Genomic DNA, 24,530 nt, shown 5'->3' on the forward strand with positions numbered 1-24,530 from the left:
AGTTCACCGTTATCAGCAGCTTACGACACCGACATGCTGCGACCGTCACAAATCCAGCACAAGCCGCTCGCCGGTGCGGCTGCGCGATACGCAAATCATGATCCGGCTGTTCTGTGCCTTCTCATCCTCGGACAGGACGGAATCGCGATGGTCGGCTGGTCCAGAAATGAGGGCCGTTTCGCAGCTGCCACATACACCTTCCCGGCAGGAGCAGAGAACGTCGAGGCCCGCATCCTCCAGCACCTCCATGATCGATTCACCAGGCGTGACGGTATAAACTTGACCGCTGCTCGCCAGTTCGACCTCGAACGGGCCGTCGAAGGAGGGCTGCTCCAGCGGCTTGGCAGAAAAGCGCTCCAGATGGAGAGCGCCGCTCGGCCAGTTCCCGCATTTGCCTTCCACCGCGGAAAGCAGCGGCTCAGGGCCGCAGCAATAGACGAGCGCGCTGGTATCCGGGTGATCGAGGAGAGACGCCAGGTCGATATGACCAACTTCGTCAAAAGGCTGCACCGAAACGGCAGGACCGCGACCGGAAAGCTCTTCCATAAAGGCCATTGATCCCCGCGAGCGGCCGCCATAGGCCAATGTCCAGTCCGCCCCCGCAGCATCGGCGGCTGCGATCATGGGCAGGATCGGCGTGATGCCGATGCCGCCCGCGATGAAGATGTAGCGCCCACTCGGCTCCAGCTTGAAATGGTTGCGGGGGCCGACGACGTGGACCGTCATGCCCTCCTTCAGCACATCATGAATGAAAGCGCTCCCACCCCGGCTTTCCGGCTCGCGCAGCACGCCAATCGTCCAGCACTTGCGATCCGATGGCGACCCGCACAGCGAATATTGCCGGATCATCCCGTTAGCCAGTTCCAGGTCGATATGCGCACCCGGCTCCCACGCTGGCAGGTCAGCACCATCGCTCGATCCCAACTCCAGTACGACCACGCCTTCGGCCGCCACGCGCCGCGACAGGATGACGAGGTCAAGCTTGGACTCGCCCAAATGCGGGTTTCCGGTGGTCATTCCTACAATCCTCACACCCTCATCGTCCAGCTACGCAAAGAGTCGTACCGGCGGTTACCCTCGCTTTTTGCAAGCCTCTATGAAGAGGAGCGGGATATCGGCCTGATCGGCAATGGCTCTTTGGCGCATGACAATATTAATTAACGATCGTTCTTATAGCAACGCACATTAGCTCCGTCAATGCGGCCTGTCCGTAAGTTGCACCTGATCTCCCCGCCGTACGATACCGGACTCGAGTACCTCGGCATAGGCAGCGAAAGCAGGCGTGCAGTAATGCGGCATGAGCCCATCGGGCAGGTGAACGCGGTTTCGGAACTTACCCAAAGCGGGAACGACCGCCATGTCATTTTCGCCTGTTTCCGGATCATACTGAGTCACCACGCAACGCGGCACTCCGCTACGCACGCGCAGCAACGCCTCGCCGATCCTCAAGGTGCAGCCTTCCCAGCTGTCCTCCGCAAAGGGCTGGTCATGATCGATCACCAAATTCGCCCGGAATCGTCGTGCATCTACGGCTTGTCCCAGTTTTTTGGACAGGATGCGGAGTGAGGCCGTGGTGAAGAAGGTAATCGGCAGGACATCTATACCGCCACCGGCCCGGACGGTGCGGACCATGCGCACGGGTCGGCCGACATGCTCGGTTAGAATCTGGTTCCAATTCCCATCAATATCACGGACATTGATCGTCCGCATACCCATATAGTCCAGCGCCATGGTTGCGCTGCTCCCTGCTCCGCTGCCTTCGACGGTGCGGCCGTCGGGGAAGGTCAGAGTCAGCCGCGCGCTCGTCGGATCGAAAGAGAAGGCGAGCGGCGCGAACAGCCCATGATGATGAGGCGGCATTGGCGCACCATGCTGGTCGAGCAGGATGAACTCCCTGTCGCCGTCGATGCCATGCATCTCAATGCGCGCGGTGTCCACGCTCAGGAACCGGGTGCATTTGACGAAGGTCATGCCGATGTCCTTGACCTTCATCATGCCCCTACTTTCGTTCCCGTCTACCGGTCGTATCAATATGCGGTGAAACCGCCATCGATTACATGCTCCGCACCGGTGATATAAAGGGATTCATCGGATGCCAGGAACAGCGCAAGATGGGCGATCTCCTCCGCGCTCGCGTTGCGCTTGAGCGGCACATCCTCCACCGAGTAGTCATTGCACTGTATCATGGGCGTATTCGTATTGCCGGGATGGATGCTGTTCACGCGGATTTTTCCGTCCGCAAGGTCCAACGCCGCTGCCTTTGTCATGCCACGCACAGCCCATTTCGCTGCCGTGTAAGCGAAGGTCTGGGGATAGCCAACTATGCCCGCGGTCGAGGAAATGTTGATGATCGATCCGCCGCCATCCCTGCGCATGGATGGCGCGACGGCGCGCATGCCCAGATAAACACCAAACTGCATGACATCGGTCAGGAGGCGATATTCCTCCGGCGTCGTGTATTCGAGCGACGATTCCTTCAAGATACCAGCGCAGTTCACGAGGATGCTGAGGGGACCAAATTGCCGCTCGACCTCATTGACGGCGCTGTTCCAATCTCCCTCCGACCGCACGTCCAGCGGCATGAAGCGCGCCTGTAGGCCTAGCCGTTCCTCCAGCGCCTTACCGCGACTGGCGTCGGTGTCGGCAATGACGACCGACGCCCCCTCCCGCACGAACCGGGTGGCGATGGCCTCTCCCATACCGCTTGCGCCGCCGGTGATCAGCGCGACCTTCCCATCGACGCGGCCGCTTTGCATGCTCATCTTTCGTTCGTCCTTCCGGATCTTACATTGACCAACCGGCTATAGTGCCGTGTAGCCTCCATCCGCCAAGATAGACGCGCCGAAGAGATTGGAAGAATCGTCGCTGGCCAGAAACAGAACGACCTTCGCCACTTCCAGCGGATCGGCAACCAGCCCACGAGGAAGTTTCCACTGCTGGGAAAATTCCGGGATCGTCTGACCAGCCTTTTCGGCCGCCGCGCGCACCATAGGCGTCAGCATCGGACCGGGGCACACACAGTTGATGCGAATGTTCTTCTTCGCATATTCAACGGCGCCCTGCTTCGTCAGCATCAGCACCGCGCCCTTGGTGGTCGCATAGTCGCTCGATCCCGCTTCTGCGACGAAGCAATTGATAGACCCGCAATTGACGATGGTGCCGCCACCCTGTTTCAGCATTTGCTGGATGCCATATTTCATGCCCAGGAAAACGCCCTTGACATTCACCTGGTAGACACGGTCGAAATCCTCTTCGGAAATATCCGCGAGCGGCGGCTGTTCGAACCAGATGGCGGCATTATTGTAGAGGATGTCGAGCCGGCCGAACCGGTCGACGGCCGCCTGCACCATATTCTGGACATCAGCCGACTTACTGACATCCGCCTTCACGAACAGCGCTTCTCCGCCAATCGCCTCGATATCGGCGACGGCTTCCGCGCCATCGGCAAGATCGCTGATCACGACCTTGGCCCCTTCCCGCGCGAAAAGGAGCGAGGTCACCCGGCCCAAGCCAGCACTTCCGCCGGTGATCAACGCTACTTTTCCGTCCAGTCTGCCCATCTTCGTCATTACCTTTTTGCGTTGATCGTGTTGCCGGAGAGCAACCTCAGTTCACGTCCCATTCGAGTTCGAGCGCGTCAGCCGAACCGATGATGCCGCTCCGCGTGACGAACTTGAACCCTGGTTTCATGCGGAATCGAGGGATGCGCTTCAGCCATTCCTCCAGCAGGATCATCACTTCGATCCGCGCAAGATGCATCCCGGCGCAAACATGCGCGCCCGCGCCAAAAGTGCTGTGCGACTTCCTCTTGCGGTTGAAGTCCACCTTCATCGGGCACTCATTCTCACGATCATCGATGCCGTGCATCGTTGTGGGTGCAAGCACCATGTCGCCCGCCTTCAGCAGGACGCCATCATATTCGATGTCCTTCGCGACCATTCGCCCCTCGTTCACGAGCGGAAAGCGCCGGAACAGTTCCTCGCTTACCATCGCCAGACGATCGGCATTCTTGTGTATCTCTTCCACCACCTCGGGATGCTGGGCGAGATGAGCGAAGCATACCGGAATGAAGTTCAGTACCGTGTCGAGCCCGCCCAGCAGTACGATCGTGATCAGGCGGTTCTTCTCATCCGTGGTCAGCGGCCGCCCATCAACTGTGGCATGAGCAATTCCGCTGATGATGTCGCTACCGGGATTGGCAGTGCGCTCCGCTAGGACAGGCGCGATGTAATCATACAGCGCCTTCTTCCCCCGGACCAGGCTATCGGCCATTTCTTCGGCCGTGCCTTCGGGTTTCATCATCATTGCCACATAACGGAGCAGCTTGTCGGCATCTTCATAAGGCAGCTTGGTGAGCGCGAGGAACATCTTGATCGGGAATATGTTCGCCAGTTGCGATTTCAGTTCGCAATGCCCATCGGCGGCGAACGCTTCGATCAGTTCGATCGACAAAGCCCGGATCTCAGGCTCCATCGCCATGATCTTATCGCGCCCCATGTAGCGGTTCAGTATCTGACGGTAGGGCGTATGTTCAGGCGGGTTCAACATGGACGGCAGACCGTCCCATTCCGCACCCATCGTCTTGGGGATGAAGAAAATCTCACTGGTGAAACGGGTGTAATCCTTCAACACTTCCGAGACTGTGCTGCCGCGCGTGGCGATCCAGTGGCCCTCATTGTGCGGGGTCCAGATGATGTCCGGCACGCCGGGTTCCTGCAGCGTTCGCCAAATATCATAATAATCTTTTTCACCATTGCCCGCGGGGTTGTACATGTCGAAGTCGTAGATACGTTCCCTTGGAATATGATCGGGTACATCGAACTGCTTCAGACTCGCCTCGTCCATCACTTCCATGATCGCTGCTCCACCTCGCCCTGTTGCAATTATATTAATTAACGGTTGTTCGTATGTCAAGAAGCGGTCAGTGGATGCTGTGGCCACATCACGCTATTTCAGCTGCAGCACCTGCTCGACTTCCCACGCGCGTTCACCCTTCACGACCAGAAATCGTCGATGGCACCCTGATCGCCGTCATACATACGACAGCTGGTAATCTTGTCGCCGCGAATGGTGTAGACGACCAGCTTGTTCGTATCGATCGCCCCCTTTCCGTCGCGCACCATCTTTTCATAGATGTTCACGACACAGCCATCATCGCCCGACAGGATGACTTCCGGGTTGGATGTAACCATCCAGCGGTTGTTGGTCATTTCGAGCAACGGCTGCACCCAACGCTTGTTGAAATCTGCCGGACTGTCGAATTTTCCAGCCAGTTTGCTGTGGCCGGCCTGGAAGAAAAACATGTCGTCAGACCAATAGCTCTGCGCCGTCTCGATATCGCCGCGTTCCCAGCAATCGAGATAGTCGTTGATCAATTTGCGGTTGAATTCAGCCTTGCTCATAGGGACCTCATCAGCACGAAAGATGAAATATGGATTTGATAATGAACGATTGTTCCTTTAACAAAGCTACGCATGGCCATGCCCGTCAGTCAATGTTCCTGCGATGACGTTGGCGTCCAGCATCGGGCAAGCCCAGAGCCCATGTTCAAGCATCATACAACAGGGCAATGACTTCAGCAGGAAGAGGACCCTCGTCCACCAAAGGCCGGGTATCGAACCGCATGAACGAGCGGCTGGTAAGGGAATATGGTCCCCAGTCCGGCACCGTCGGGTTGCCCGGATTCCCGGTTTTGGCAAAAGCGATCCAGCTGTCCATCATGGCATCGCGAACGGCATGCCATTGCTCGCTGCGGTAGCGCTTGGTCCGTTCCGCAACGGCATCCGATTTCGCTTCGATGATCGTCGGCAAATCCTGCGTGCCGAACACAAAGCCCACATCAGCTCCATGGAAGGCCCAGAATTTACCCGCGATCGGTTCTTCCCAATCGAAGCGATAATAATAGACTGGCGCGGCGCCGAGAGCGGCTTTCATGTCCGCCTGACGCACTGCATTGGCACCCATCCAGATGGCGGTTCCGGCCGCGACCATCAGGTGCTGCAAATCAGCACCGGGCATCTGATCGCGCAAGGCCTGGACCAAGGCTTTCAGCCGCAGCCGACCAAGATCATGCATCGGCGCAAGTTCAGCCAGAAGCTCCTCGTCGTTCGACGGGTTCGGCAAGGCCCCGTTCACAGACATCAGCCACACTGCTTCGTCACGCGTGGTGCCCACCAGGAGCGGCACATCCGCCCACAGGGCCATCGCCCGCGGGTCGCGCGGCTGATAGGGCAGCAGATTTCCGTCCTGAACCGGCGCCATCGGCAACAGGCCAATATCTCCCTTCAGCACGTCGCCCTTGAAGAATTCGGCATAGGCGACCTTCAGCCGGGCCGCAGGCACATCGGCCAGAGCGCTCGGGTTGTCTGGATCGATCCCGGCCAGCACGCAAAGGTCGTGCACCTCCTTTCGGGCCATGTCATTCGTCCGGAATCGCGGGGCTGAACAGCTCTGCACGATCGCGCGCTGAAACAGCCCTTTCGCACAAGGCGTGGAAAGCAAGGCGGTGACCTTGCCGCCGCCGCCGGATTCCCCGAAGATCGTCACCTGATCAGCATCGCCGCCGAAAACCGCGATGTTCCGCCGAATCCAGCGCAGTGCTTCCACCAGATCTCGATGACCGGGATTACCAACGCCTTCATATTCAGGAACCAAGGCGCCAAGATTGAGATAACCGAAGACGTTGAGCCGGTGGTTCACCGTAACGACGATGACTCCGCCTCTTTCCGCCAGGGCAGAACCATCATAGGCTGGCAGACCGCCTGAACCCCACCAATAGCCGCCACCGTGAATCCAGACCATGACGGGCGCATTCCGCGCGTCCTTGGGCGCCCATATATTGAGCTTCAGGCAATCCTCACTCTCCGGCTGGGCGTCCTGCCATGCGGGGGGATCAGGATTATTCTGATAGCAGGGCGACCCGCAGGCAAACGCATCTCGCACGCCATTCCACGGCTTCACTGAAACAGGCGCCTGGAAACGCCGATGAGTGGTGTCCTCTCCATAGGCGACACCCTTGAAGATGGCGAGCTTTGCGGTTTCATAGCCACGCAACGTGCCTTCGACCGTCTTGACCAGGCGCCGGGCAACCGTAGCCGCGTTTCCCGCCGAACTTGCCAGCAACCCCTGCCCCATGAACAAAGCGCTCGTACCTGCCGTCACAAAACGACGCCGATCAAGGTTCATTGCGGTTTCCTGAGACGCACAACAATGTCCGATGCCATTCTCTACCCCGGTCACGATCTCTCGTCTCAGCTATCTGCATGCCAGCCTGCATTCTTGGGGAAGGCCGGCGGCTGGCAGCCACCGGCTCCAATCGGCTCAGAAATCCTTACGGAACCCGACGCCATAGGTACGCGGCGGAGCAAAGGAACCAAGAGCCAGCCCCGTCCAACTATTGTCGTAGGCAAAGGCTTTGCGGTTCACGTCCGTAAAGTTGCGGACGAAGCCGTACAGTTCCCATCCCTGATCTTCACGACCAAAGCTGATGCGCGCGTTGTGCATCCAGCTGGACGGCAATGTGGTCACAGGCGACACGATCAGATTGGCCTTGCTTTCCGACTGATAGTCGAAATCATATTGCAAGCCGAGTTGATAGATGCCGATGTCGAAGGTCTTCGTGACAAGGCCGTTCAGGGACCATTTGGGTGCCTTGACTGGCCTGACATCGACAACGCCTCCGGGCGTCACGATGTCCTTTACCTTCGCGTCCAGATAGGCTGCGCCCAAGGATATATTCAAACCTTCCATCGGGTTCGCGAATATTTCAAGCTCACCGCCCGTATAATAGGCGTCATTGTTTGATACGGTGGAGATCAGGCCATTGTAGTTGAATGCCTGATAACCGGTATAATCATAATAGAAAGCACTCGCGCGAATATTGGCCTTGCCGTCGAAAACGCGCAACTTCGCACCGCCTTCATAGGCAACCACCGTCTCGTTTCCGAAGGGAACTGCCGAATAGTCGACCGTCACGCCATCGGGCTGGAGACCGAGCGTGCCGTCAGCCGTGGCATTGAAGCCACCAGCACGAATGCCACGGCTGACCCCCGCATAAAGCAGCAGATTGTTGTCGGGTTCATAGCTGAGCTGGAACTTGCCGGTCCAGTCTCCTCGGCTCTGCCTGTTTGAGCTGCCCCATGCCGCTGCCGATTGGGCATTGAAATTCCAATATTGGTCAGCAGATGTGCCAGTGTAGTTAGGGTCTTGCGGCCCAAGCGCAACCTGAGAATTGAACACTTTACGGTCATGGGTGTAGCGTCCCCCGACGGTAACCTTCACCGACGGCAGAATTTCATATTCGATCTGGCCAAAGGCGGCGTAAGAGCGTGTGCGCTGCTGATATGTGTTGATGGCGTCGAAGATGCCAATCAGGATGAAGTCCGTGTAATAGGAACCTTTGAGGTCCAGGAAATAGCCGCCTACTGTCCAATTCAATGGACCTGCATCGCCCGACAGCCGCAATTCCTGGGAAAATTGGCGAGTGTAGCCACCGCTTCCGAAATTGAAGATGTTATTGGGCGTACCGTCCGAATCCTCGAGATAATCGATGTCCGACTTGGTATAATTGCTGATCGACGTCAGCGTCGCACCGCCGACCGACCCTTGCAGCTTCAGCGTTCCATAATAGGTCTGCTTTTTCAGGAAACCGACATCGTTGAACGACCCTTCGGTTCCGTCACTACTGGGGTCGCGATATCCGAACGGATCATTGCCGGCGCCCGTACCGTAGATATCGACATTGGCGGGGACGAACTGGGTAACCCCATTGGCATCCACATAGACCGGGTAGGATTTGTAGACGCCCTCCCGATGCCTCGGACTCTTGTTCAGCGACCCCGTCACGATCGCCTTCCAGTCAGAACCGATGTCGAAAGCAAGCTTCCCGCGTATGCCGAAGCTGTTGGATTCGAAACTGTCCTTGCCGCTCGGATTATTGTTCTTGAACCATCCATTACCGATCTGTCCAAAGCCCGCGAGACGGAACGAAACGCCGTCGGCTATCGGACCGCCGACAGCGCCTTCGACTCGGCCTGTGGAAAAACTGCTATATTCGGTATTGAAATAGCCGTCCCAATCCTTGGTGGGGTCTTTGGTCACGAACTGAAGCAGGCCGCCAGTGGAATTACGGCCGAAAAGCGTTCCCTGCGGCCCGCGAAGCGCTTCCGCGCGCGCAAGGTCATAGACCGGAAAGGCGACCATCGATGGCGTCGGAACATAGACCTCGTCAAGATAGACCGCGTTGGGCGCTTCCTGATGCTCCGAATAGTCGACTTGCGACACGCCCCGTATTGTAACAAAGGCATTGAGCCCACCGCCACTGCCGCTGTCAAATTCCAGCGCGGGGACCTGGCGGGCTATGTCGGATGCGGTCGCGACCCCCAGTTTGGACAGTTCGTCGCCCGACAGCGCCGTGATAGCGATGCCGACCTTCTGGATCGATTGCTCACGCCGTTGTGCGGTCACGATGATCTCACCCATGCTCTCACGGGCTTGTGGCTCAGGCGCCTGCGCATAGGACGGGCTGACCATGACAAGCGATAGGCATCCGCCCGCAAGAAGACCGGCGCGACACGCCTGTCGCCATATGGACCTCCGGCCGCGCCTGACGCGAGAGATGCCACCGAGTCGATCGCGCGCGTTCGACGTAAGTTTGTCCGATATTTTCATGATTCCCCCCCGTCCTCTCTGTAAAGATCTGCTGGAGTGATAAGAATATTAATGAACGGTTGTTCGTATGTCAAGCCTATTGGCTGATATGCGTCTTCGCGTCATCGTGGGAGCCCTGTCGAAGAAGACAGCGGATGATCTTATCCCGCAGAACAGGCCGTCTTCGCAGCGCAGGAAGGATGGGACTGGAGGACTGGTGAACGCCGTCCGTTGTAGGCATGTAGTCGAGCCATCCTGACAGGTGTCCAGCGGGCGCGCGATCCGCACGCGACGACAAAGATCATTTGCCGTCGCTGGGGGAGTAACGATATGGATAGTGGCAAAAGAAACGTTACGCCGATCTTTGCAGCCAACAGACAAGCCTTTCCAGGCTGCCTGCGTTCATCGGCGTTCGGATATGGCGAGAGGAAGTGGCGCAATAGCGATGATCCTATCTGATGCTGTCAGCCGGACGGATCACTCCAGAGAGAGTCCGCCCCCGATGTGCAAACCCGAACGCCTTTGGGACAGTCTCTATCACTGGGCTGAGCATGGTTCCGATCGGACTGCGGTCAGGCACGGATCGAGGCTGCTGACCTTCGCCCAACTGACGAAGGAAGCGGAGTGCCGAGCGCAATGGCTCATGGATCTGGGCGTGGCTGCAGGCGACCGAGTCATTGTCGTGGGCTACAACAGCATTGACTGGGTGGTCGCTTATCTCGGCATCATGCGCTTGGGGGCCATCGCAGTTCTCGTCAACAACCGGATTTCGCCCAAGCAGATGGCGGACTGCGCTTCGCTGTTGGAGGCGAAGCTCGCCCTGGCGGACATCAAGCATCAATATATGTTCGGGATCGCCGACGTGCCGCTCCACGTGCTGGAAGCATGGGAACGCCCGCCTCGACTGTCTCTTCCGCCTCTTCCCGCCGCCGACGATCCAGCGGTTATAAGCTTCACATCGGGCACGACGGGGCTGCCAAAAGGCGCGGTATTGAGCGCGCGAGCCATAGTTGAGGCATCGGCCACCTATCAGCGATTTTTGAACACCGGCCCGGACGACAACACGATCGTCCTTTCGCCGCTGTTCCACAATACCGGCTTTATCGATCAATTGGGGCACATGCTGATCGTCGGTGGCGAGACGGTGCTGGTGTCAGAATTTCATCGCAAAGATGCGATCGAGGCTTTCCGCCTGTCGCCCTCCACCTTCGTCACCGCTGTTCCCAGCGTGCTGCGGATGTTGATGCTGATGGACGAAAGCGATCTGATATTCGGACCTGCCCGCCTTGTCGTGTTCGGTGGATCGCCGATGCCCCCGGCCTGGTCGCGTGAACTTGATGACCGCTGGCCTCATCTGGAACTAGTCCACGGCTATGGTCTGACCGAGTTCGGATCCGCCTGCACGTTTCTCCCGCCTGCACTTATCCATAACCATGGTGCATCGGTCGGTTTCCCCGCGCCAGGCGTGAGAATGCGGCTGGTCGACGATCAGGACAGGGATGTGCCGACGGGTGCGGTCGGCGAGATATGGGTCGCGGGTCCGACGCGCATGTTGGGCTACTGGCGCTGTCCGGCTGAAACCGCGCGAAAGACCCGCGGCGAATGGTTACGGACCGGGGACCTGGGAAAGATGGATCAGAATGGGCTGCTGTATCTCAGCGGCCGGGTTGATGACATAATCAATCGCGGCGGCGAGAAGATCCTGCCTTCCCACGTCGAATGCCTGCTGTCGGAATGTCGCGGCGTCGCCAACTGCACGATCGTTGGCATGCCTGATCCAGTGCTGAACCAAGTGCCCGTCGCTGTCGTGGAATGTCGGGAGGGTCAGGAATTCAGTTGCAATGACGCTGTGGCTCATCTGACGGCTAACCTGCCCTGCTATGCCGTTCCCAAAAACTATGTCATTGTGGATCGCCTGCCGCGAATGGCCTCGGGCAAGATCGATCGCACGGCCGCCCTTGCCCTCGCGATTGCCCGAAGCGGACAATGAGCGCTGCCGATCGCGAACGGGCGGGAATTCATCGCGGCAGGGCGTAGGCCACCACATAATCCCCGACGCGCGCGCTATAGGGCGTGCCTCCCGCAGCCACGACGACATATTGCCGCCCAGTGCGTGGGGAAAGATAGGACATGGGCGTCGCCTGCGACCCGGCGGGAAGCCGCGCCCTCCACAGCTCGCGCCCGCTGGCGGAATTCCACGCCCGAAGGAAAGGGTCATTGGCACCAGCGTAGAAAACGAGGCCGGATGCTGTCATCATGGTCGATGAGATGGATGGCATGCCCAGCTTCACCGGCAGTTCCACGCCTGCGAGATTGAATGTCTGCTCCAGACCCGTTCCAGCCGGCACTTGCCATCTGACACGGCGGCTCTGAAGGTCGATCGCCGTGATCTTGCCCCAGGGAGGCTGTTCGCACGGCAATCCGAGGAGCGAGAGGAAGCTCTTCAACTCCACGCCGAAGGGCGCACCTTTGACGGGATGGAGTTCATAACCTGCATGGCTGAAATTGGCCTGGACTTTGCCTTCCACGTCCTTGCGCCGCACCAGTCGCACAATGGTGGACAGGCGGATGTCGTTGACCATCAGCAGCTTGCGAGCGGGATCGATCGCCACGCCGCCCCAGTTCATGCCGCCAAGATAGCCGGGCCAGATCAGCGTGTCGCGTTCACCCGGGGGCGTATATTGCCCCTCATAATGCAATTTGCGGTAAGCGATACGGCAGGCAAGCTGATCGAAGAAGGTAAGGCCCCACATGTCCCGCTCTTTCAAACGTTGCGGGATCAGTTGCGGCATTCCAACGGAATAGGGCTGCGTGGGTGACAGATAGTCTCCGGGCGCAGCAGTTTGCGGAACCGGGCGCTCGACAACCGGTGTGACCGGACGCCCATTGCGCCGGTCCAGAACATAGATCTGACCGGCCTTGCCAACTTGCACCAGGGCGGGAACCAAACCTCCGCGCCCATCGGGCATGTTTACAAATGCGGGCGGGGCGGACAGATCCCAATCCCACAGGTCGTGATGTACCGTCTGATAATGCCAAACGAGGCGTCCGGTCTCTACGTCGATGGCAATGACGGAAGTCGAGTAGCGGTCGGTTTCGGGCGAGCGCATCCCGCCCCAATGGTCCGACGTGCCATTGCCGGTGGGAACATAGACGAGTCCTAGCTGCTCATCAAAGGTTGCCGTGCCCCAGAAATTCGGTGTGGAGCGAGCGAATTTTACGGACTGGTCCTGAGCGGAACCGGGCTGCTGCTGCCCTACCTTTCGCCCAGGGTCCCACGCCCAGTCAAGGCGGCCCGTGACGGCATCGAATGCTCTCACCACCCCACCCGGCTCATCGACCGACTGATTGTCGGATATCCAGCCGCCGACGATCACCTTGCCCCGCGCCACCAGCGGCGCCGAGGTGGGATAGTACCATCCCGGCTTCATCTCACCCAATCCGGCCGTCAGATCGACCTGTCCGTTGCGGCCGAAGTCGCGGCAGAGCTGTCCATTGGCCGCGTCGAGCGCGATCAGCCGGGCGTCGATGGTGGTGGCCAAAATGCGCCGCGCGCAATTGCCCTCGGCTTTAGCCCCTGCCGGTGAAGGAGCAGCTTCATAGAAGGCGACACCCCTGCACCTGTTCCAGGTGCCATCGGAACGAACATGGGGATCGAATGACCAGACGCGCCGCCCAGTATCCCCATCGACTGCAAATATGCGGTTATGCGCCGTGCAGAAATAGAGGTTTGATCCTACTTGGATCGGCGTTGCCTGCATGTCAGGACTATCGTTGATCTCTCCGGTTCGGAATATCCAGGCGGGCTTCAATTGGGAAACATTGTCCCTGTTGATCTGCGTGAATGGCGCGAAATGTCCCGCGCCTGTGTCCCCACCATAGGATCGCCACTGCCATGCCGGGGTGTTCACCCCATTCAAGCCGTCGGCTCGGGCTTCCGCGCTGTGGATCACGCCATGCGGCAGGAACATGGCGCCAATTCCGGCACCGATCACGAGCAATTGCATTGCCATCGCCGACCGGGCTGCGCGGCGCATCGGGGGGACCAGCCATCCCCAGAGCGACGCCATGATGACTCCCATGACAAGAAAGGGTCCCAGCCGGGGCAGTTGAGGCCAGAAATTCAATCCAGCCTCCGCGAATGCCCAGATGATCGTGCCCGCATAGGCGGCCGCAAAAACCCAGAATGAGGCCACCCGCGCCCGCGCCAGCAAACCACCGCTGAGCGCCAAGGCAGCGCCTGACACCAGATAATATGGCGTTCCGCCCAGCAGGACGAGCCATGCACCTCCCAGCAGCAGGATCAACCCCACAAGCACAAGTAGCGCGCCCAACAGCCGACAGACGCTCAGCAATAAGCGGCTAGGGGCGCTCTTGGACTGAGCGCCGCTTCCCGTTGGGTCAACCGGCATGTGCTGCTCCTTTTTCGACCGCCGCCTGCTCGTCTGAGCCAGCCGCATTGGGCGGGGCGCCGCGGGGTGTCCGCTGGATCAAAAAGCGGTCAGTCCGCCGTCGACGGCAACGGCCTGACCGGTCAAATAGCTGTTGGAAGGCGACACCAGCGCCAATATGGCAGACGCGACCTCTTCCGGTTCGGCCAGGCGCTTCATGGGAACGGCTGCTTCCATTTGCTTCTTGCGTTCGATGAGGTTGCTCTGCGTGACGAGCGGAGTGAGGCTGAAATAGGGGCAGACCGCATTCACCCTGACATTGCTGCGCGCAAATTCGACCGCGGCGGTGCGCGTCATGCCGATCACCGCATGCTTTGCCGCGCCGTAAGCGACATTTTTCGGCGCGCCTGCGATACCGGCGACGGACGCAACATTCATGATCGAGCCGCCGCCGCCATCGATCATCGCGGCAATCTGATGCTTCATGCCTAGGAAAATGCTCTTGGCATTCAGCGCGAAGTTCCGATCAAGGTCCTGTTCGGTCGTGTCGAGAAAGCTCTTCATGGGCGATGTGCCGCCCGCATTGTTGATGGCGATGTCAAGGCGGCCATAAGTGGCGACTGCAAGATCGACCAATGCCTTCTGGTCCGCTTCCACCGTGACATCGCAGCGCATCCAGGCGATCCGCCCAGGAAGCGAGGCCGCCAGTTCCGCAAGCGCCGCCTCATTGAGGTCGCCCAGGACGATGTTGGCGCCAGCTTCCAGAAGTTTGGATGTCAGCACGCGGCCGAACCCCCCGGCCGCACCCGTGATCAGGACCGACTTGCCCGAAAATTCACCCATATCTTCCTGGTCCATTCGAGTTCATAGGCCGTGGGGATTATCAGGGCTTGTAGTGACCACAGGTCTTGCCGCCATCGAGCCGGTATTCAGTGCCATTGGTGTGGCGCGCTGCGTCCGAAGATAGATGGGCCACGACGTCGGCTACGTCTTCAGGCTGCGCAAATCTCGCCAGAGGCACCGCCTTTCGAAGCGCCTCAAGCTTTTCAGGCGACAGGTTCGCCAACAGCTTGTCGGCCATCGGCGTTTCGACAAACCCGGGACAAACGGCATTGGTCCGGACGCCGTAACGTCCATAATCAAGGGCAAGTGACTTCATCAGCCCATGCACGCCATGTTTGGAAGCAATGTAGGCTGCAAAGTCGGAATCGCCCCACATGCCCGCATCCGAGCTGATGATCGTGAACGTACCCTGCGTCTTGATCAGTTCCGGCATTGCGAAGCGTGCAAGATAGAAGACTGAATCCAGGTTGATTGATATGCATTGTTTCCAGTCTTCGATGCTGGTTTCAGTCGCATTTCCTTTGGGAGCAATACCAGCCGACGCGACCACTGTGTCGATACCGCCATAAGCTTCTGCGAAATTGCGCACCGCTCGTTCCACCGCATGACCATCACTGACGTCGGTGAGAATAACGAGTGCTTGGCAGCCCATATCTTCGATTTGGGCGCGCAATGTTTCTGCCGCGTTTTCATTTCGCCCCACCAGGCAGACGGTCGCCCCCCGTCCGGCAAGCCGCAGCGCGGTGGCGCGGCCGATGCCCGATGTCGCCCCGGTGACGAGCGCACGCTCGGGCGAAGCGTCCGATGTTCCCTTCAGGCGTTCATGTCTGAACATTTGGGTCATTTCCCGCTTTCAGGATGAGGAAGCTGACGGAGGCATTCCTCCGTAGCCGCACAGAAATTGTCGATATCTTGCGCAACCATGGCAGTGGAAAGGAACCCCATGCCTGCGCCCGATACATGGAATCCCTTGAGCACCAGCATGCGCTGCAATTCCATCATCGCCGCACTTTCCGCAGGGCTGTGCCGCTGGCTGCGATAATCATAGACGGGGCGCTGATGCGTGATGATCTTGAACATGGATCCCACACCCGTAACTTGCCCTGAGAACCCTGATGAGGCGAAGGCTTGCGTCAAACCGGCGCGAACACGATCGCCCAGCATGTTGATATGCGCGACCAGTTCCGGGGTCAGCAGTTCCAACGTGACCTTGCCCGCCGTCATTGTCATGGGATTGGCCGAGAAGGTCCCGCTCCAGGGAACCAGCGGCCTGCCCACGCGATGATCGAAGACCTGCATTACCTCCTTCGACCCGACCAGCGCACCGACAGGAAAACCGCCGCCAATGATCTTGCCCAGAACGGTGAGGTCCGGCTTCACGCCAAATTTTTTCTGCGCTCCGCCATGATCGAGCCGAAAGCTGATGACCTCATCCAGGATGAACACTGCGCCGATTTCGGTCGCAAGGTCGCGCAGACTGGCGGCAAATTCGGACGATACAGGCGTAAAGCCCAAATAGCTTGGCGCTGCATCCAGCAAAATCGCGCCGATCCGATCCCTGTGCGCACGAATGACGCTGGCGGCGGTTTCCGGATCATTGAAAGGGATGACATAGACATCCTCCAGCAGCCGGTCAGGCACACCGGCAGCATAGCCAACCGACTTGGGCGGCGTGGTGAACTGCTCTTTGGGCGTATCCAGGCTGACTTCGGCATAATCGTAGGAGCCATGATAGCCGCCTTCGACCTTCACGATCGCGGGCCTGCCGGTATAGGCGCGCGCAGCCTTGATCGCGGACATCACCGCTTCTGAACCGCTATTGCTGAACCGGACATTTTCGGCCGTATCTATGCGATCGCACAATAGTTCAGCCAGCTCGATCTCCACCTCGGTCGGATTGGTGAAGGCCGTCCCCAGCATCAACTGCTTGGACACGGCTTCTATGATCGCCGGATTGGCATGACCGTGGATGAGCGACGCAAAATTGTTGAGCAGGTCCAGGCGCGACGTGCCATCAACGTCTGTGACATAGGCGCCCTTGCCGAATTTCGTGTAGACCGGGAAGGGCTCAAGCCATGGAACCAGACGCGTAATTCCGCCGGGATAGACTTTGAGCCCGCGTTCGTAGAGCCGCTTTGACTGGGAGTCCTCATCGGGCCAGATAGCCATTTTAAACCTCGTCAGTATCAGAACAGGGCATCGCCTTGGGGCAATGACCCGCCATTTTCAGAATGCTTCCCGCGCCGCCGTGAGCCAGCCGCCGTCGATGACATAAGCGCTGCCGTGCACGTAATCGGCATCGTCACTGCCCAGGAACATCGCCATTTTCGCTATTTCTTCCGGCTGGCACCAACGCCGAGCGGGGACTTTAGCCACCGCAGCCTCCATGTCCGGGGAGGTCGCCGTTTGTGCTTCGGGGATGGCCATCGGCGTCGCTGTCGCGCCCGGGCAGATCGCATTGACCCGGATGCCAAGCGCGCCATATTCGAAGCAGAGCTGCTTGGTGAGGCCAAGCACCGCATGTTTGGACGCAGTATAGGCCGAACCGCCACCCGCCGCGCTGAATGAGGCGGTCGAGGCGATGTTGATGATGTTGCCCTTGCCCTGCTTCAGCATGTGGGGAATGGCGTATTTCACCATCAGGAACGGCCCGGTCGCATTAGCGGCCATCACCTCGTTCCATTCCTCCAGGCTGACCTCATGAGCCGGGCGGTAGCTGTCGAGCACGCCTGCATTATTGCAGAGCAGGTCGATGCGGCCCCAGCGCGCGATAACCTTGTCAATGGCGGCGGTCACGTCGGCTTCAACCGCGACATCCGCGCGGATGCCCATGACCTTTTCGGGCCCGCCAGCCAATTCCACAGTCTGGCTGATCTTGTCGAGCGTGCGCCCCAGAGCGGCCACTCGTCCGCCTTGAGCAACGAATTCGCTCACCATTGCTCGTCCCATGCCAGAACCAGCTCCAGTCACCACTACCACTTTTCCGTCATATTTCATGGATCAAAACCTGTTCATTGGCATGTGGGGATCAATGTCGTTGCGCGCCGTCATCGGGGAACGTGCTCGCGGTGATGATTTGGCCGTACCAGTCCGGCCGTGTCTTTCGCCAGCGCATGGCCAACCCAACGCCAGCGACGAAGGTCGCGTAAACCGACACCAGGAAGATCGTTGCCAATGTGGGCGAGGCATCGACGAAGACTTCGAAGTTGATCGTCGCGTAGATCGCAATCGCCGTGAGACTGATGAACCCGAGCACGGGCGCAATACGGTAGCTCCAGAGGCTACCCCTCTGTTCCTGCCACGAAAGGTAACGGATGATCGCCAGCGACGCGATCGCAAACAGCAGCAGCATGCCCATGGTGCCAAGGCCCACGGCCCATGCGTAGAATTGCAGCACGGGATCAATGTTGAACAGGACGACGGGCACGATGACCGCGACCACTGTGGCGCTTTGCAGCAGCGACCCCAGCGCAGGTGATCCATGGCGCGCATGGGTCTTCCCGAATGCCGCCGGCAGCACGCCGTCGCAGCCCAGATTGAAGAAGTAACGGGCAATGGCGTTGTGAAAGGACAGCACGGCCGCGACCAGGCTGCTGATCAGCAGCAGGTACATGGCATCCACTGACAGCTGGCCGACATAGGCGGCAAGCGCGTCGGGGAACATGCCGGTAGGATCGGAATGCAGCTTTATGCCCGCCTCTTTCACGCCATAGGCGTTGACGAGAAGGAAGGTCGATATGGAATAGAAGAGAGCGATCAAGATGATCGACATGAAGGTCGCCCTGGGAATGGTCTTGTCCGGCGATCGAACCTCTTCGCTGTAGATGGCGGTTGCTTCGAACCCGAGGAAGCTGGCGGCCGCCATCATGATGCCGATGCCCGCGTTGCCGGAAAGGAGCGATGAAAGCGAATAGGGGGTGAAGTCCAGGCTGCCGGTCGCCCCTCCACGCAGGAATACGGCTGCATCCAGAACCGCAACGATCGCGATCTCTCCCAGCATCGCAAGGCCCAGAACGCGCGCTGAAAGGTCGATGCGGCGGTAGCCGAGGGCGCCAACGATCGCCCAGGCAATGCCGGTCGCCACCCACCAGGGAAAGGCTGGAACGCCCAACCTGCTATGCAGATAGTCAACGATCGACACGCCGACCATGCCGATCGTGCCCGTCTGGATCAACGTATATGAAAATATCGCCAGAAACGCGCCGCCCAGCCCGAACTGCCGACCCAGCCCCTTGGTCAGATAGATGTAGAAGGCACCCGCTCCCTCCCCCTTGTTGGCGATGGACCGTGCCATCGCCATGAAGCCGAAGGCGAAGAAAAGCAGGGCACCGCCGGCGATCAGGAAGGACGACACCAGGCCGACACCATTGCCGACTGCCATCGACACAGGCGCGAACGCCGCCATGACGGAAAGGGGGGCGGACGCCGCCAGCACCGTCATGGTGAGATCGAACGCGCCCATATTACCGGACAGCTTGCCATGAAGCTCGACCGGATGCGCGGCGGGCGCGGACGACAGGATGACGTCAGGAGAGGTGGACAGGCTGGGCGTCGTCACTGCCTTCACCCTGCCTGGAACTGGGACACGGCTGCGTTCCTGCGCAGGGCAGCGGTGCCTTCTGCATCAACCGCCAGCGTCTCATCCTCGACCCGGCCCGTGAAGGCGACGCCATAGACATCCCTTGCTCGGTCGATCGTTTCCCATCCTTCCAGCACATCGTCGAGCACCAGCGCAGGATCACGCTCACGCGGATTCCCGTATCCACCGCCCGAGGAGTCGAAGCCCCGTAGATATTCGCCTCTTTTCAGCTCCACCTGAATGGAGTTGGGCAACGCGACCTCCGTCCCGTCTGCCAGCACATGCCAGCCCCCTGCGGTCAGCCCATCCTGGCCGCCGCGCACGCCCTTTGGCGCATAATATTGGCTGTCGAGCTGATAGATGGCGGTAACGGGATAGTTGGTCGGCCCATAGGCCAGATCGCACGACATACCGCCGCGGCGTCTGCCCGCACCGCCGGTGCCACCTCGCAAGCGCATATGCTTGTAGATGATGGGCATTTTAAGCTCATCGATCTCTATCGAATCGCGGTACATGAGACCGCTGACTACTGGCAAACCATAAGTGACCCAGCCGTCCGCGCTGTCACTTGCGGGGCCACCATTGGCCGCTACGACCAGCTGATTGACGAACGGCGCGTCGTCATAGCGATGGTCGCGCCCAGACAGCACGGCATAACCCACGCCCACGCCGGTCGCGCCTTCGGCAACGCCGAAGCCGTCTATCTGGGAGAAGGCCGAACCGACCATATTCACCAGCCGATCAGCGATATTCGTGGTTGCGACCGAGCAACTGTGAGGGAATTTGGGCCGACCAACGACACAGCCGTCCGCCAGCTTCACATCGACGCGGCGGAACGCGCCTGAATTTTTAGGAACATCGCCTGGCATCGCGTTGAAGATTCCCGCGAACACGCTTGCCATTGTCGTGGCTTCAGTCAGATTGAGGCCGCAATCGACATTGGGAATGTTGTTCCGCAAGTCGACTTCGATCCTACCTTCGCCCGGTTTCACGTTGATCTCGACGTTCAGCGGCACACCGTCGGGCAGGAAGGGTTCAAAAGGATCGTGACGACCGCTATTCTGGAGCTTCACCTGAGGCAGCGCGTTGATGGCCTTTTCCATCCGCGCCTCGGAATATTCCAGCCAATAGGATTTGAACGCCTTCAGCGTGTCCTTGCCATATTTCTCGCAAAGCTCCTTCAGCCGCCGTTCGGCGATGCGCGCCGATCCGATGGCCGCCAGAAAATCGCCATACCATTGCCCCGGCACACGAATGCGGCGGCGGCACATCCGGACGATATCGTCGATCATCTTGTAGTCGCGCTGAACCTGCACAACGGGGAAGATCAACGCGCCTTCCTGATAGACATCGATTGCGGACGAATAATAGCTGGTCGGCAGGGAATTGCCGATGTCCGCCTGATGCGCCTTGACCGTAGCGGTGAACATATGTTCCCCGTCAAGGAAGATGGGGACCAGCGTGCAATGATCGGCGGGATGCGAATTTCCGACATAGGGGTCATTGTCCAGAAACGCGTCCCCTTCCTTCAAGTCGGGATGCACCCGCACCATTTCCGCCGCCTGCTTCTGCACGCCGAATATATGGACCGGCAGACCTTCGGCGCAGGCGAACAACTCGCCTTCCGCCGTGCACATGGCGCAGGAAAAGTCGCGGGCGCTGTTGATCACCGACGAACGCGCCGTCCGCAGCAGCGTGTTCGTCATCTCCCGCACAATGCCGTCCATCCGGTTGGCGAGGACGGCCATCAAAATGGCGTCATTCCGCTTGCTGTCTTCTGCCATCATGCCTGCTCCGAACGGGTGTGGAGGATATAATTGCCCGCGCCGCTGATCTCGGCGGACATGCCGGGATAGACGACGAGGGTGGTGGTCGGCTCCTCGACGATGGCAGGACCGCTGATGACCATACCGGTCTTGAGTTCGGCCGGTTTGAAGATCGGCGTGTCGATGGCTGCATCGCCCCCAAAATAGCAGGTCCTGCTATGACCAGGCGTCTGGGCGGCGAAGCGATCCGCCTTGGGCGAAGGGTCCATCTTCTTGGAAAGCTCGACGGTCAGTCGGCCCTTCCAGTTGATGATCTCGACCGGCGACTCTTCGTCGCGGACGGCGAACACGCGCTCATGCAGGTCATGGAAAGATCCGACCAGCGCATCGATGTCCGCCTGGCCGTTGAAACGGTCGCAGGCAATCGGTGTATCGAGTTCCCAGACCTGCGCGAGATAGCGCGCCTCTGCAAAAAATTCGATGCGCCACGGCGCGTTTCCGGCATTTTCGATCTCTGACCGGAATCGATTAAGCTCGGCCTCGATCTTGGCGAGCGCCGTATTCACCCCCTCGCGGTCGAAGCGTAGCGTCGATGTGAAGTGCGGCGCGGTGCTTTCGGTGACGATGTCAGCAAACTGCATGCCAGATGCCGACAGAGCCGACGCGACCTTGGGCAGTACCACCGAGTCAGAACCCAGTTCTGCCGCGATCGCCATGATGTTCATCCCGGCCGCGCCGCCGCCTGCCACCACGGTGCTTTCACGCGGGTCGATGCCCTGCTGGACGGTGATTTCGTGAATGGCCTTGACCATGTGGTCGGTGGCAATGCGCATGATGCCCCAGGCCGCCACTTCGATGGATAGGCCAAGGGGTTCCGCGACCGTCGCGATGGCTGCGCGCGCGGCTGCAACATCCAGCTTCATGCGCCCGCCAAGGAAATAATCCGGGTCGAAATAGCCGAGGACGCAGGCGGCATCCGACGTCGTAGGATTTCGGCCTCCTCGTCCATAACAGGCCGGTCCTGGTTCAGATCCGGCCGATTGCGGGCCGACACGCAGCATGCCGCCGTCATCGATCCAGGCGATCGATCCGCCTCCCGCGCCGATCGAGCGAATATCGACCGAAGAGATGCCCAGCAGGTCGCCTTCCCACATGCCGCCCAGCCATGTGTCGCGGCTATAGACCAGTTGTCCATTGCGGGAGAGACCGACATCAAAGGTGGTCCCGCCGGTGTCCGCGACGATCATGTTGTCGCCAAGGCCCTCAGCGACCGAATAGGTGATACCGGCGACCGGTGCCATGGACGGCCCCGACTTCGCCATGTTGATCGGCGACTGCATGACCGATTCCAGGTCCATGACACCGCCGAAGCTCGTCGAAACGAGGATCTGCCCCTTGTAGCCCGCCGCGCGGATATCCTGTTCAAACTCGAACAGATGCTTTTGCATCAGCGGCTTGAGCGATGCGTCGATCGCCGTCGCGGAAGCCCGGCGATATTCGCGGATGATGGGCGCGAGGCGGTGCGACAATGTGTAGGGAATGCCGGGCAGAACCTCTTCGATCAGCGCGCCGATCGCCAGCTCATGTTCGGGATTGACGAACGACCATAGCAGGCACACGCCGATCGCTTCGAAACCGCGACCGCCCAGCTGTTGCAGGAGAATGCGTACCGCGTCCTGATCCAGCGCCTGGACCACCTTGCCTTCCGCGTCGATCCGCTCTGGCACTTCGAAGGTCCGCCGCCGCGGAATATAGGGCGCCGGATAGGATTTGGTGAAGTCGTAACCGTCCAGCTTCCCCCCTTCCTTGAGTACGAGGATGTCCGGAAAGCCTTCGGTCGTCAGGAAAGCCGTCTTGGCGACGTTGCGCGTCACGATCGCGTTGGTGGCCCGCGTCGTGCCGTAGATGAACAGCGTCGTGTCCGCGAGGAGCTGTTCGAAACCGAGGCCTAGATCGGCAGCCGCAGCCTTGATGGACTCGCTGAGACCGCCAAATACGCGGCCATGGGTGGTCAGCGCCTTGCCGATCGTCTGCTTGCCCGATGCGTCCCGGACAATGACGTCGGTGAAGGTGCCTCCCGTATCCACGGAAATAGTAAAACTCATGCCTCAACATTCCCTACTTGGTCCAGATATGGACCAGGTGCCCTGAAGGGCGGATGGTTCGAACAGCCCGAGCATGCGAGACACCCGGATGCCGCTTGATTGGATCGACGAGGGGGAGATCGTCACGGTGCCCACCGCTCTAGGTGACACCTCGGCCGTGGCAGATTTCACTCAGGCCCCCGTGCATTCCCGTCTAATTGTGCATACTATCGCATTTCGGTTTGGAGTATGATAGCGAACGTTCGTTAATTCAAGTGCAAAGTTGTACTGTGGGTGATCGGCAGTCGAACTCGGCCACTGGTTGCATGGATGGTTGCCATCGTGGTTCGGAGAGTATTAAGGAACGAGCAGAATGACTTCACCGACAAATCAGACGAAGGCCCTGCGAAAGCGCGCTGGATACGAAGCCCGGCTTGCCGAATCCGAAGAGCTGGCGATCGAACGGGAAAACCGCGCTACGCGATCGGACACGCGGGCACGGTTGCTGGTCGCGGCGCTCGATCTGTTTTCGAAGAACGGCTTCGAAGCGTCGACGATGCGCGACCTGGCGCAGTTCGCCGGGATCAAGGCGCCCGCTATCTACAATCATTTCAAGTCGAAGGAAGCGTTGCTGGGCGAAGCTCTGTTATGGGCGATGGAAGACTTCAACGAGCGTGTCTTGGGCCCACGTGATGAGCGCGAATCGAACTTGGAAGCGTTGGAAGGAATTTTGGAGCGGCACATCCGTTATCAATTGGATAATCCGGTTATCGCCCGGGCGTTCGACATATTGATGGCGCACAATCTGCTCCAGCGCGTCGGCGAAATAACGTTCCAGCAAGCCATTCAGGACCGGCTTCGGCTATATTTGCGCGAATTGACAAAGCTGGTGTCTCAGCTTGTCGAGGAATCGCCAGTGAAGACCGATTACAGGATCGTGTCGAGCGCAGTCTCTACCATGTATGATCAGGTCGGGCGCTGGTATGTTTCTACTTCAAAGGCGGCTGACGATCATCTCGTCGCATCCTATTGGGAACTTACAAGGCGGATGCTTGGTATCGACGGAGCGCTGTCGGCGGCCTGAAGACATCCCATCTCTGTTCGGGGGATATCGGAAGAACAGTGCATCGCGCTCTCCTGGAAGTTGAGGCGCGGCCAGCAAAGCATCAATCCGGAAATCCAGCCGCCACTACGGCATTCTACCATGACAGGCGAACGG

Annotated in this window: 18 protein-coding genes; 2 read left to right on the top strand and 16 right to left on the bottom strand. The window is 59.4% G+C overall.

All coding sequences use genetic code 11. The annotated features are described in order from the left end of the window. Positions 1-45: 45 nt before the first annotated feature. From SPHS8_RS14980 to SPHS8_RS15015, 8 genes are all read right to left on the bottom strand, one after another. Positions 46-1,017 carry a PDR/VanB family oxidoreductase gene (locus tag SPHS8_RS14980; protein ID WP_201516237.1) on the bottom strand — a complete coding sequence of 324 codons (972 nt, stop codon included), beginning with the start codon at positions 1,015-1,017 and terminating at the stop codon, positions 46-48. A 177-nt stretch (positions 1,018-1,194) separates the two neighbouring features. Next, positions 1,195-1,995, bottom strand: coding sequence for an MOSC domain-containing protein (locus tag SPHS8_RS14985; protein WP_201516238.1), 801 nt, complete (start codon positions 1,993-1,995; stop codon positions 1,195-1,197). A 32-nt stretch (positions 1,996-2,027) separates the two neighbouring features. After that, positions 2,028-2,762, bottom strand: coding sequence for an SDR family oxidoreductase (locus tag SPHS8_RS14990; RefSeq protein ID WP_201516239.1), 735 nt, complete (start codon positions 2,760-2,762; stop codon positions 2,028-2,030). 39 nt (positions 2,763-2,801) lie between these two features. Beyond that, on the bottom strand, positions 2,802-3,569 hold the full coding sequence (locus tag SPHS8_RS14995) for an SDR family NAD(P)-dependent oxidoreductase (RefSeq protein ID WP_201516240.1): 768 nt from the start codon (positions 3,567-3,569) through the stop codon (positions 2,802-2,804). Positions 3,570-3,606: 37 nt separating this feature from the next. Then, on the bottom strand, positions 3,607-4,845 hold the full coding sequence (locus tag SPHS8_RS15000) for a cytochrome P450 (RefSeq protein ID WP_236575189.1): 1,239 nt from the start codon (positions 4,843-4,845) through the stop codon (positions 3,607-3,609). Between the two features lie 149 nt (positions 4,846-4,994). Then, the gene (locus tag SPHS8_RS15005; RefSeq protein ID WP_201516242.1) at positions 4,995-5,402 is read right to left on the bottom strand and encodes a nuclear transport factor 2 family protein; all 408 of its coding nucleotides are present in this window, start codon (positions 5,400-5,402) and stop codon (positions 4,995-4,997) included. 145 nt (positions 5,403-5,547) lie between these two features. Then, positions 5,548-7,185, bottom strand: a complete 1,638-nt coding sequence (locus SPHS8_RS15010) for a carboxylesterase/lipase family protein (RefSeq protein ID WP_201516243.1) — start codon at positions 7,183-7,185, stop codon at positions 5,548-5,550. Between the two features lie 135 nt (positions 7,186-7,320). Continuing rightward, complete coding sequence (locus SPHS8_RS15015) at positions 7,321-9,480, bottom strand: TonB-dependent receptor (RefSeq protein WP_201516244.1); 2,160 nt, start codon at positions 9,478-9,480, stop codon at positions 7,321-7,323. Positions 9,481-10,150: 670 nt separating this feature from the next. Here SPHS8_RS15015 and SPHS8_RS15020 point away from each other — a divergent pair. After that, a complete protein-coding gene (locus SPHS8_RS15020; protein ID WP_201516245.1) occupies positions 10,151-11,638 on the top strand; it encodes a class I adenylate-forming enzyme family protein in 1,488 nt (495 codons plus the stop codon). 28 nt (positions 11,639-11,666) lie between these two features. Here SPHS8_RS15020 and SPHS8_RS15025 read toward each other — a convergent pair whose 3' ends face one another. From SPHS8_RS15025 to SPHS8_RS15060, 8 genes are all read right to left on the bottom strand, one after another. Further along, positions 11,667-14,060 (bottom strand): membrane-bound PQQ-dependent dehydrogenase, glucose/quinate/shikimate family, encoded by a 2,394-nt coding sequence (locus SPHS8_RS15025; protein ID WP_201516246.1) that lies wholly within the window; start codon positions 14,058-14,060, stop codon positions 11,667-11,669. Positions 14,061-14,138: 78 nt separating this feature from the next. Then, positions 14,139-14,897, bottom strand: coding sequence for an SDR family NAD(P)-dependent oxidoreductase (locus SPHS8_RS15030; RefSeq protein ID WP_201516247.1), 759 nt, complete (start codon positions 14,895-14,897; stop codon positions 14,139-14,141). A gap of 25 nt (positions 14,898-14,922) precedes the next feature. Then, the gene (locus SPHS8_RS15035; RefSeq protein WP_201516248.1) at positions 14,923-15,717 is read right to left on the bottom strand and encodes an SDR family NAD(P)-dependent oxidoreductase; all 795 of its coding nucleotides are present in this window, start codon (positions 15,715-15,717) and stop codon (positions 14,923-14,925) included. A 5-nt stretch (positions 15,718-15,722) separates the two neighbouring features. After that, complete coding sequence (locus SPHS8_RS15040) at positions 15,723-17,051, bottom strand: aspartate aminotransferase family protein (RefSeq protein WP_201516249.1); 1,329 nt, start codon at positions 17,049-17,051, stop codon at positions 15,723-15,725. 57 nt (positions 17,052-17,108) lie between these two features. Then, positions 17,109-17,879: an SDR family NAD(P)-dependent oxidoreductase gene (locus tag SPHS8_RS15045; RefSeq protein WP_201516250.1), complete on the bottom strand. Its 771-nt coding sequence runs from the start codon at positions 17,877-17,879 to the stop codon at positions 17,109-17,111. Between the two features lie 31 nt (positions 17,880-17,910). Continuing rightward, a complete protein-coding gene (locus SPHS8_RS15050; RefSeq protein ID WP_201516251.1) occupies positions 17,911-19,440 on the bottom strand; it encodes an APC family permease in 1,530 nt (509 codons plus the stop codon). Between the two features lie 5 nt (positions 19,441-19,445). After that, the gene (locus SPHS8_RS15055) at positions 19,446-21,248 is read right to left on the bottom strand and encodes a hydantoinase B/oxoprolinase family protein (protein WP_236575190.1); all 1,803 of its coding nucleotides are present in this window, start codon (positions 21,246-21,248) and stop codon (positions 19,446-19,448) included. After that, on the bottom strand, positions 21,245-23,332 hold the full coding sequence (locus tag SPHS8_RS15060) for a hydantoinase/oxoprolinase family protein (protein WP_201516252.1): 2,088 nt from the start codon (positions 23,330-23,332) through the stop codon (positions 21,245-21,247). The genes SPHS8_RS15055 and SPHS8_RS15060 overlap by 4 nt, the downstream gene beginning before the upstream one ends. A 352-nt stretch (positions 23,333-23,684) precedes the next feature. Here SPHS8_RS15060 and SPHS8_RS15065 point away from each other — a divergent pair, with 352 nt between their 5' ends. After that, positions 23,685-24,395: a TetR/AcrR family transcriptional regulator gene (locus SPHS8_RS15065; protein ID WP_201516253.1), complete on the top strand. Its 711-nt coding sequence runs from the start codon at positions 23,685-23,687 to the stop codon at positions 24,393-24,395. Positions 24,396-24,530 lie beyond the last annotated feature (135 nt).

The organism is Sphingobium sp. S6, from assembly GCF_905120495.1.
In the GTDB taxonomy this organism is placed as follows: Bacteria; Pseudomonadota; Alphaproteobacteria; order Sphingomonadales; family Sphingomonadaceae; genus Sphingobium; species Sphingobium agri.

Bases quoted from the DNA above. Each gene is read 5' to 3' on its own strand.
- SPHS8_RS15005 (WP_201516242.1), bottom strand. From the start codon at position 5,402: ATGAGCAAGGCTGAATTCAACCGCAAATTGATCAACGACTATCTCGAT.
- SPHS8_RS15025 (WP_201516246.1), bottom strand. From the start codon at position 14,060: ATGCCGGTTGACCCAACGGGAAGCGGCGCTCAGTCCAAGAGCGCCCCT.
- SPHS8_RS15035 (WP_201516248.1), bottom strand. From the start codon at position 15,717: ATGTTCAGACATGAACGCCTGAAGGGAACATCGGACGCTTCGCCCGAG.
- SPHS8_RS14980 (WP_201516237.1), bottom strand. From the start codon at position 1,017: ATGACCACCGGAAACCCGCATTTGGGCGAGTCCAAGCTTGACCTCGTC.
- SPHS8_RS15020 (WP_201516245.1), top strand. From the start codon at position 10,151: ATGTGCAAACCCGAACGCCTTTGGGACAGTCTCTATCACTGGGCTGAG.
- SPHS8_RS14995 (WP_201516240.1), bottom strand. From the start codon at position 3,569: ATGACGAAGATGGGCAGACTGGACGGAAAAGTAGCGTTGATCACCGGC.
- SPHS8_RS15055 (WP_236575190.1), bottom strand. From the start codon at position 21,248: ATGATGGCAGAAGACAGCAAGCGGAATGACGCCATTTTGATGGCCGTC.
- SPHS8_RS14985 (WP_201516238.1), bottom strand. From the start codon at position 1,995: ATGATGAAGGTCAAGGACATCGGCATGACCTTCGTCAAATGCACCCGG.
- SPHS8_RS15015 (WP_201516244.1), bottom strand. From the start codon at position 9,480: ATGGGTGAGATCATCGTGACCGCACAACGGCGTGAGCAATCGATCCAG.
- SPHS8_RS14990 (WP_201516239.1), bottom strand. From the start codon at position 2,762: ATGAGCATGCAAAGCGGCCGCGTCGATGGGAAGGTCGCGCTGATCACC.
- SPHS8_RS15010 (WP_201516243.1), bottom strand. From the start codon at position 7,185: ATGAACCTTGATCGGCGTCGTTTTGTGACGGCAGGTACGAGCGCTTTG.
- SPHS8_RS15030 (WP_201516247.1), bottom strand. From the start codon at position 14,897: ATGGACCAGGAAGATATGGGTGAATTTTCGGGCAAGTCGGTCCTGATC.
- SPHS8_RS15000 (WP_236575189.1), bottom strand. From the start codon at position 4,845: ATGGACGAGGCGAGTCTGAAGCAGTTCGATGTACCCGATCATATTCCA.
- SPHS8_RS15060 (WP_201516252.1), bottom strand. From the start codon at position 23,332: ATGAGTTTTACTATTTCCGTGGATACGGGAGGCACCTTCACCGACGTC.
- SPHS8_RS15040 (WP_201516249.1), bottom strand. From the start codon at position 17,051: ATGGCTATCTGGCCCGATGAGGACTCCCAGTCAAAGCGGCTCTACGAA.
- SPHS8_RS15065 (WP_201516253.1), top strand. From the start codon at position 23,685: ATGACTTCACCGACAAATCAGACGAAGGCCCTGCGAAAGCGCGCTGGA.
- SPHS8_RS15045 (WP_201516250.1), bottom strand. From the start codon at position 17,879: ATGAAATATGACGGAAAAGTGGTAGTGGTGACTGGAGCTGGTTCTGGC.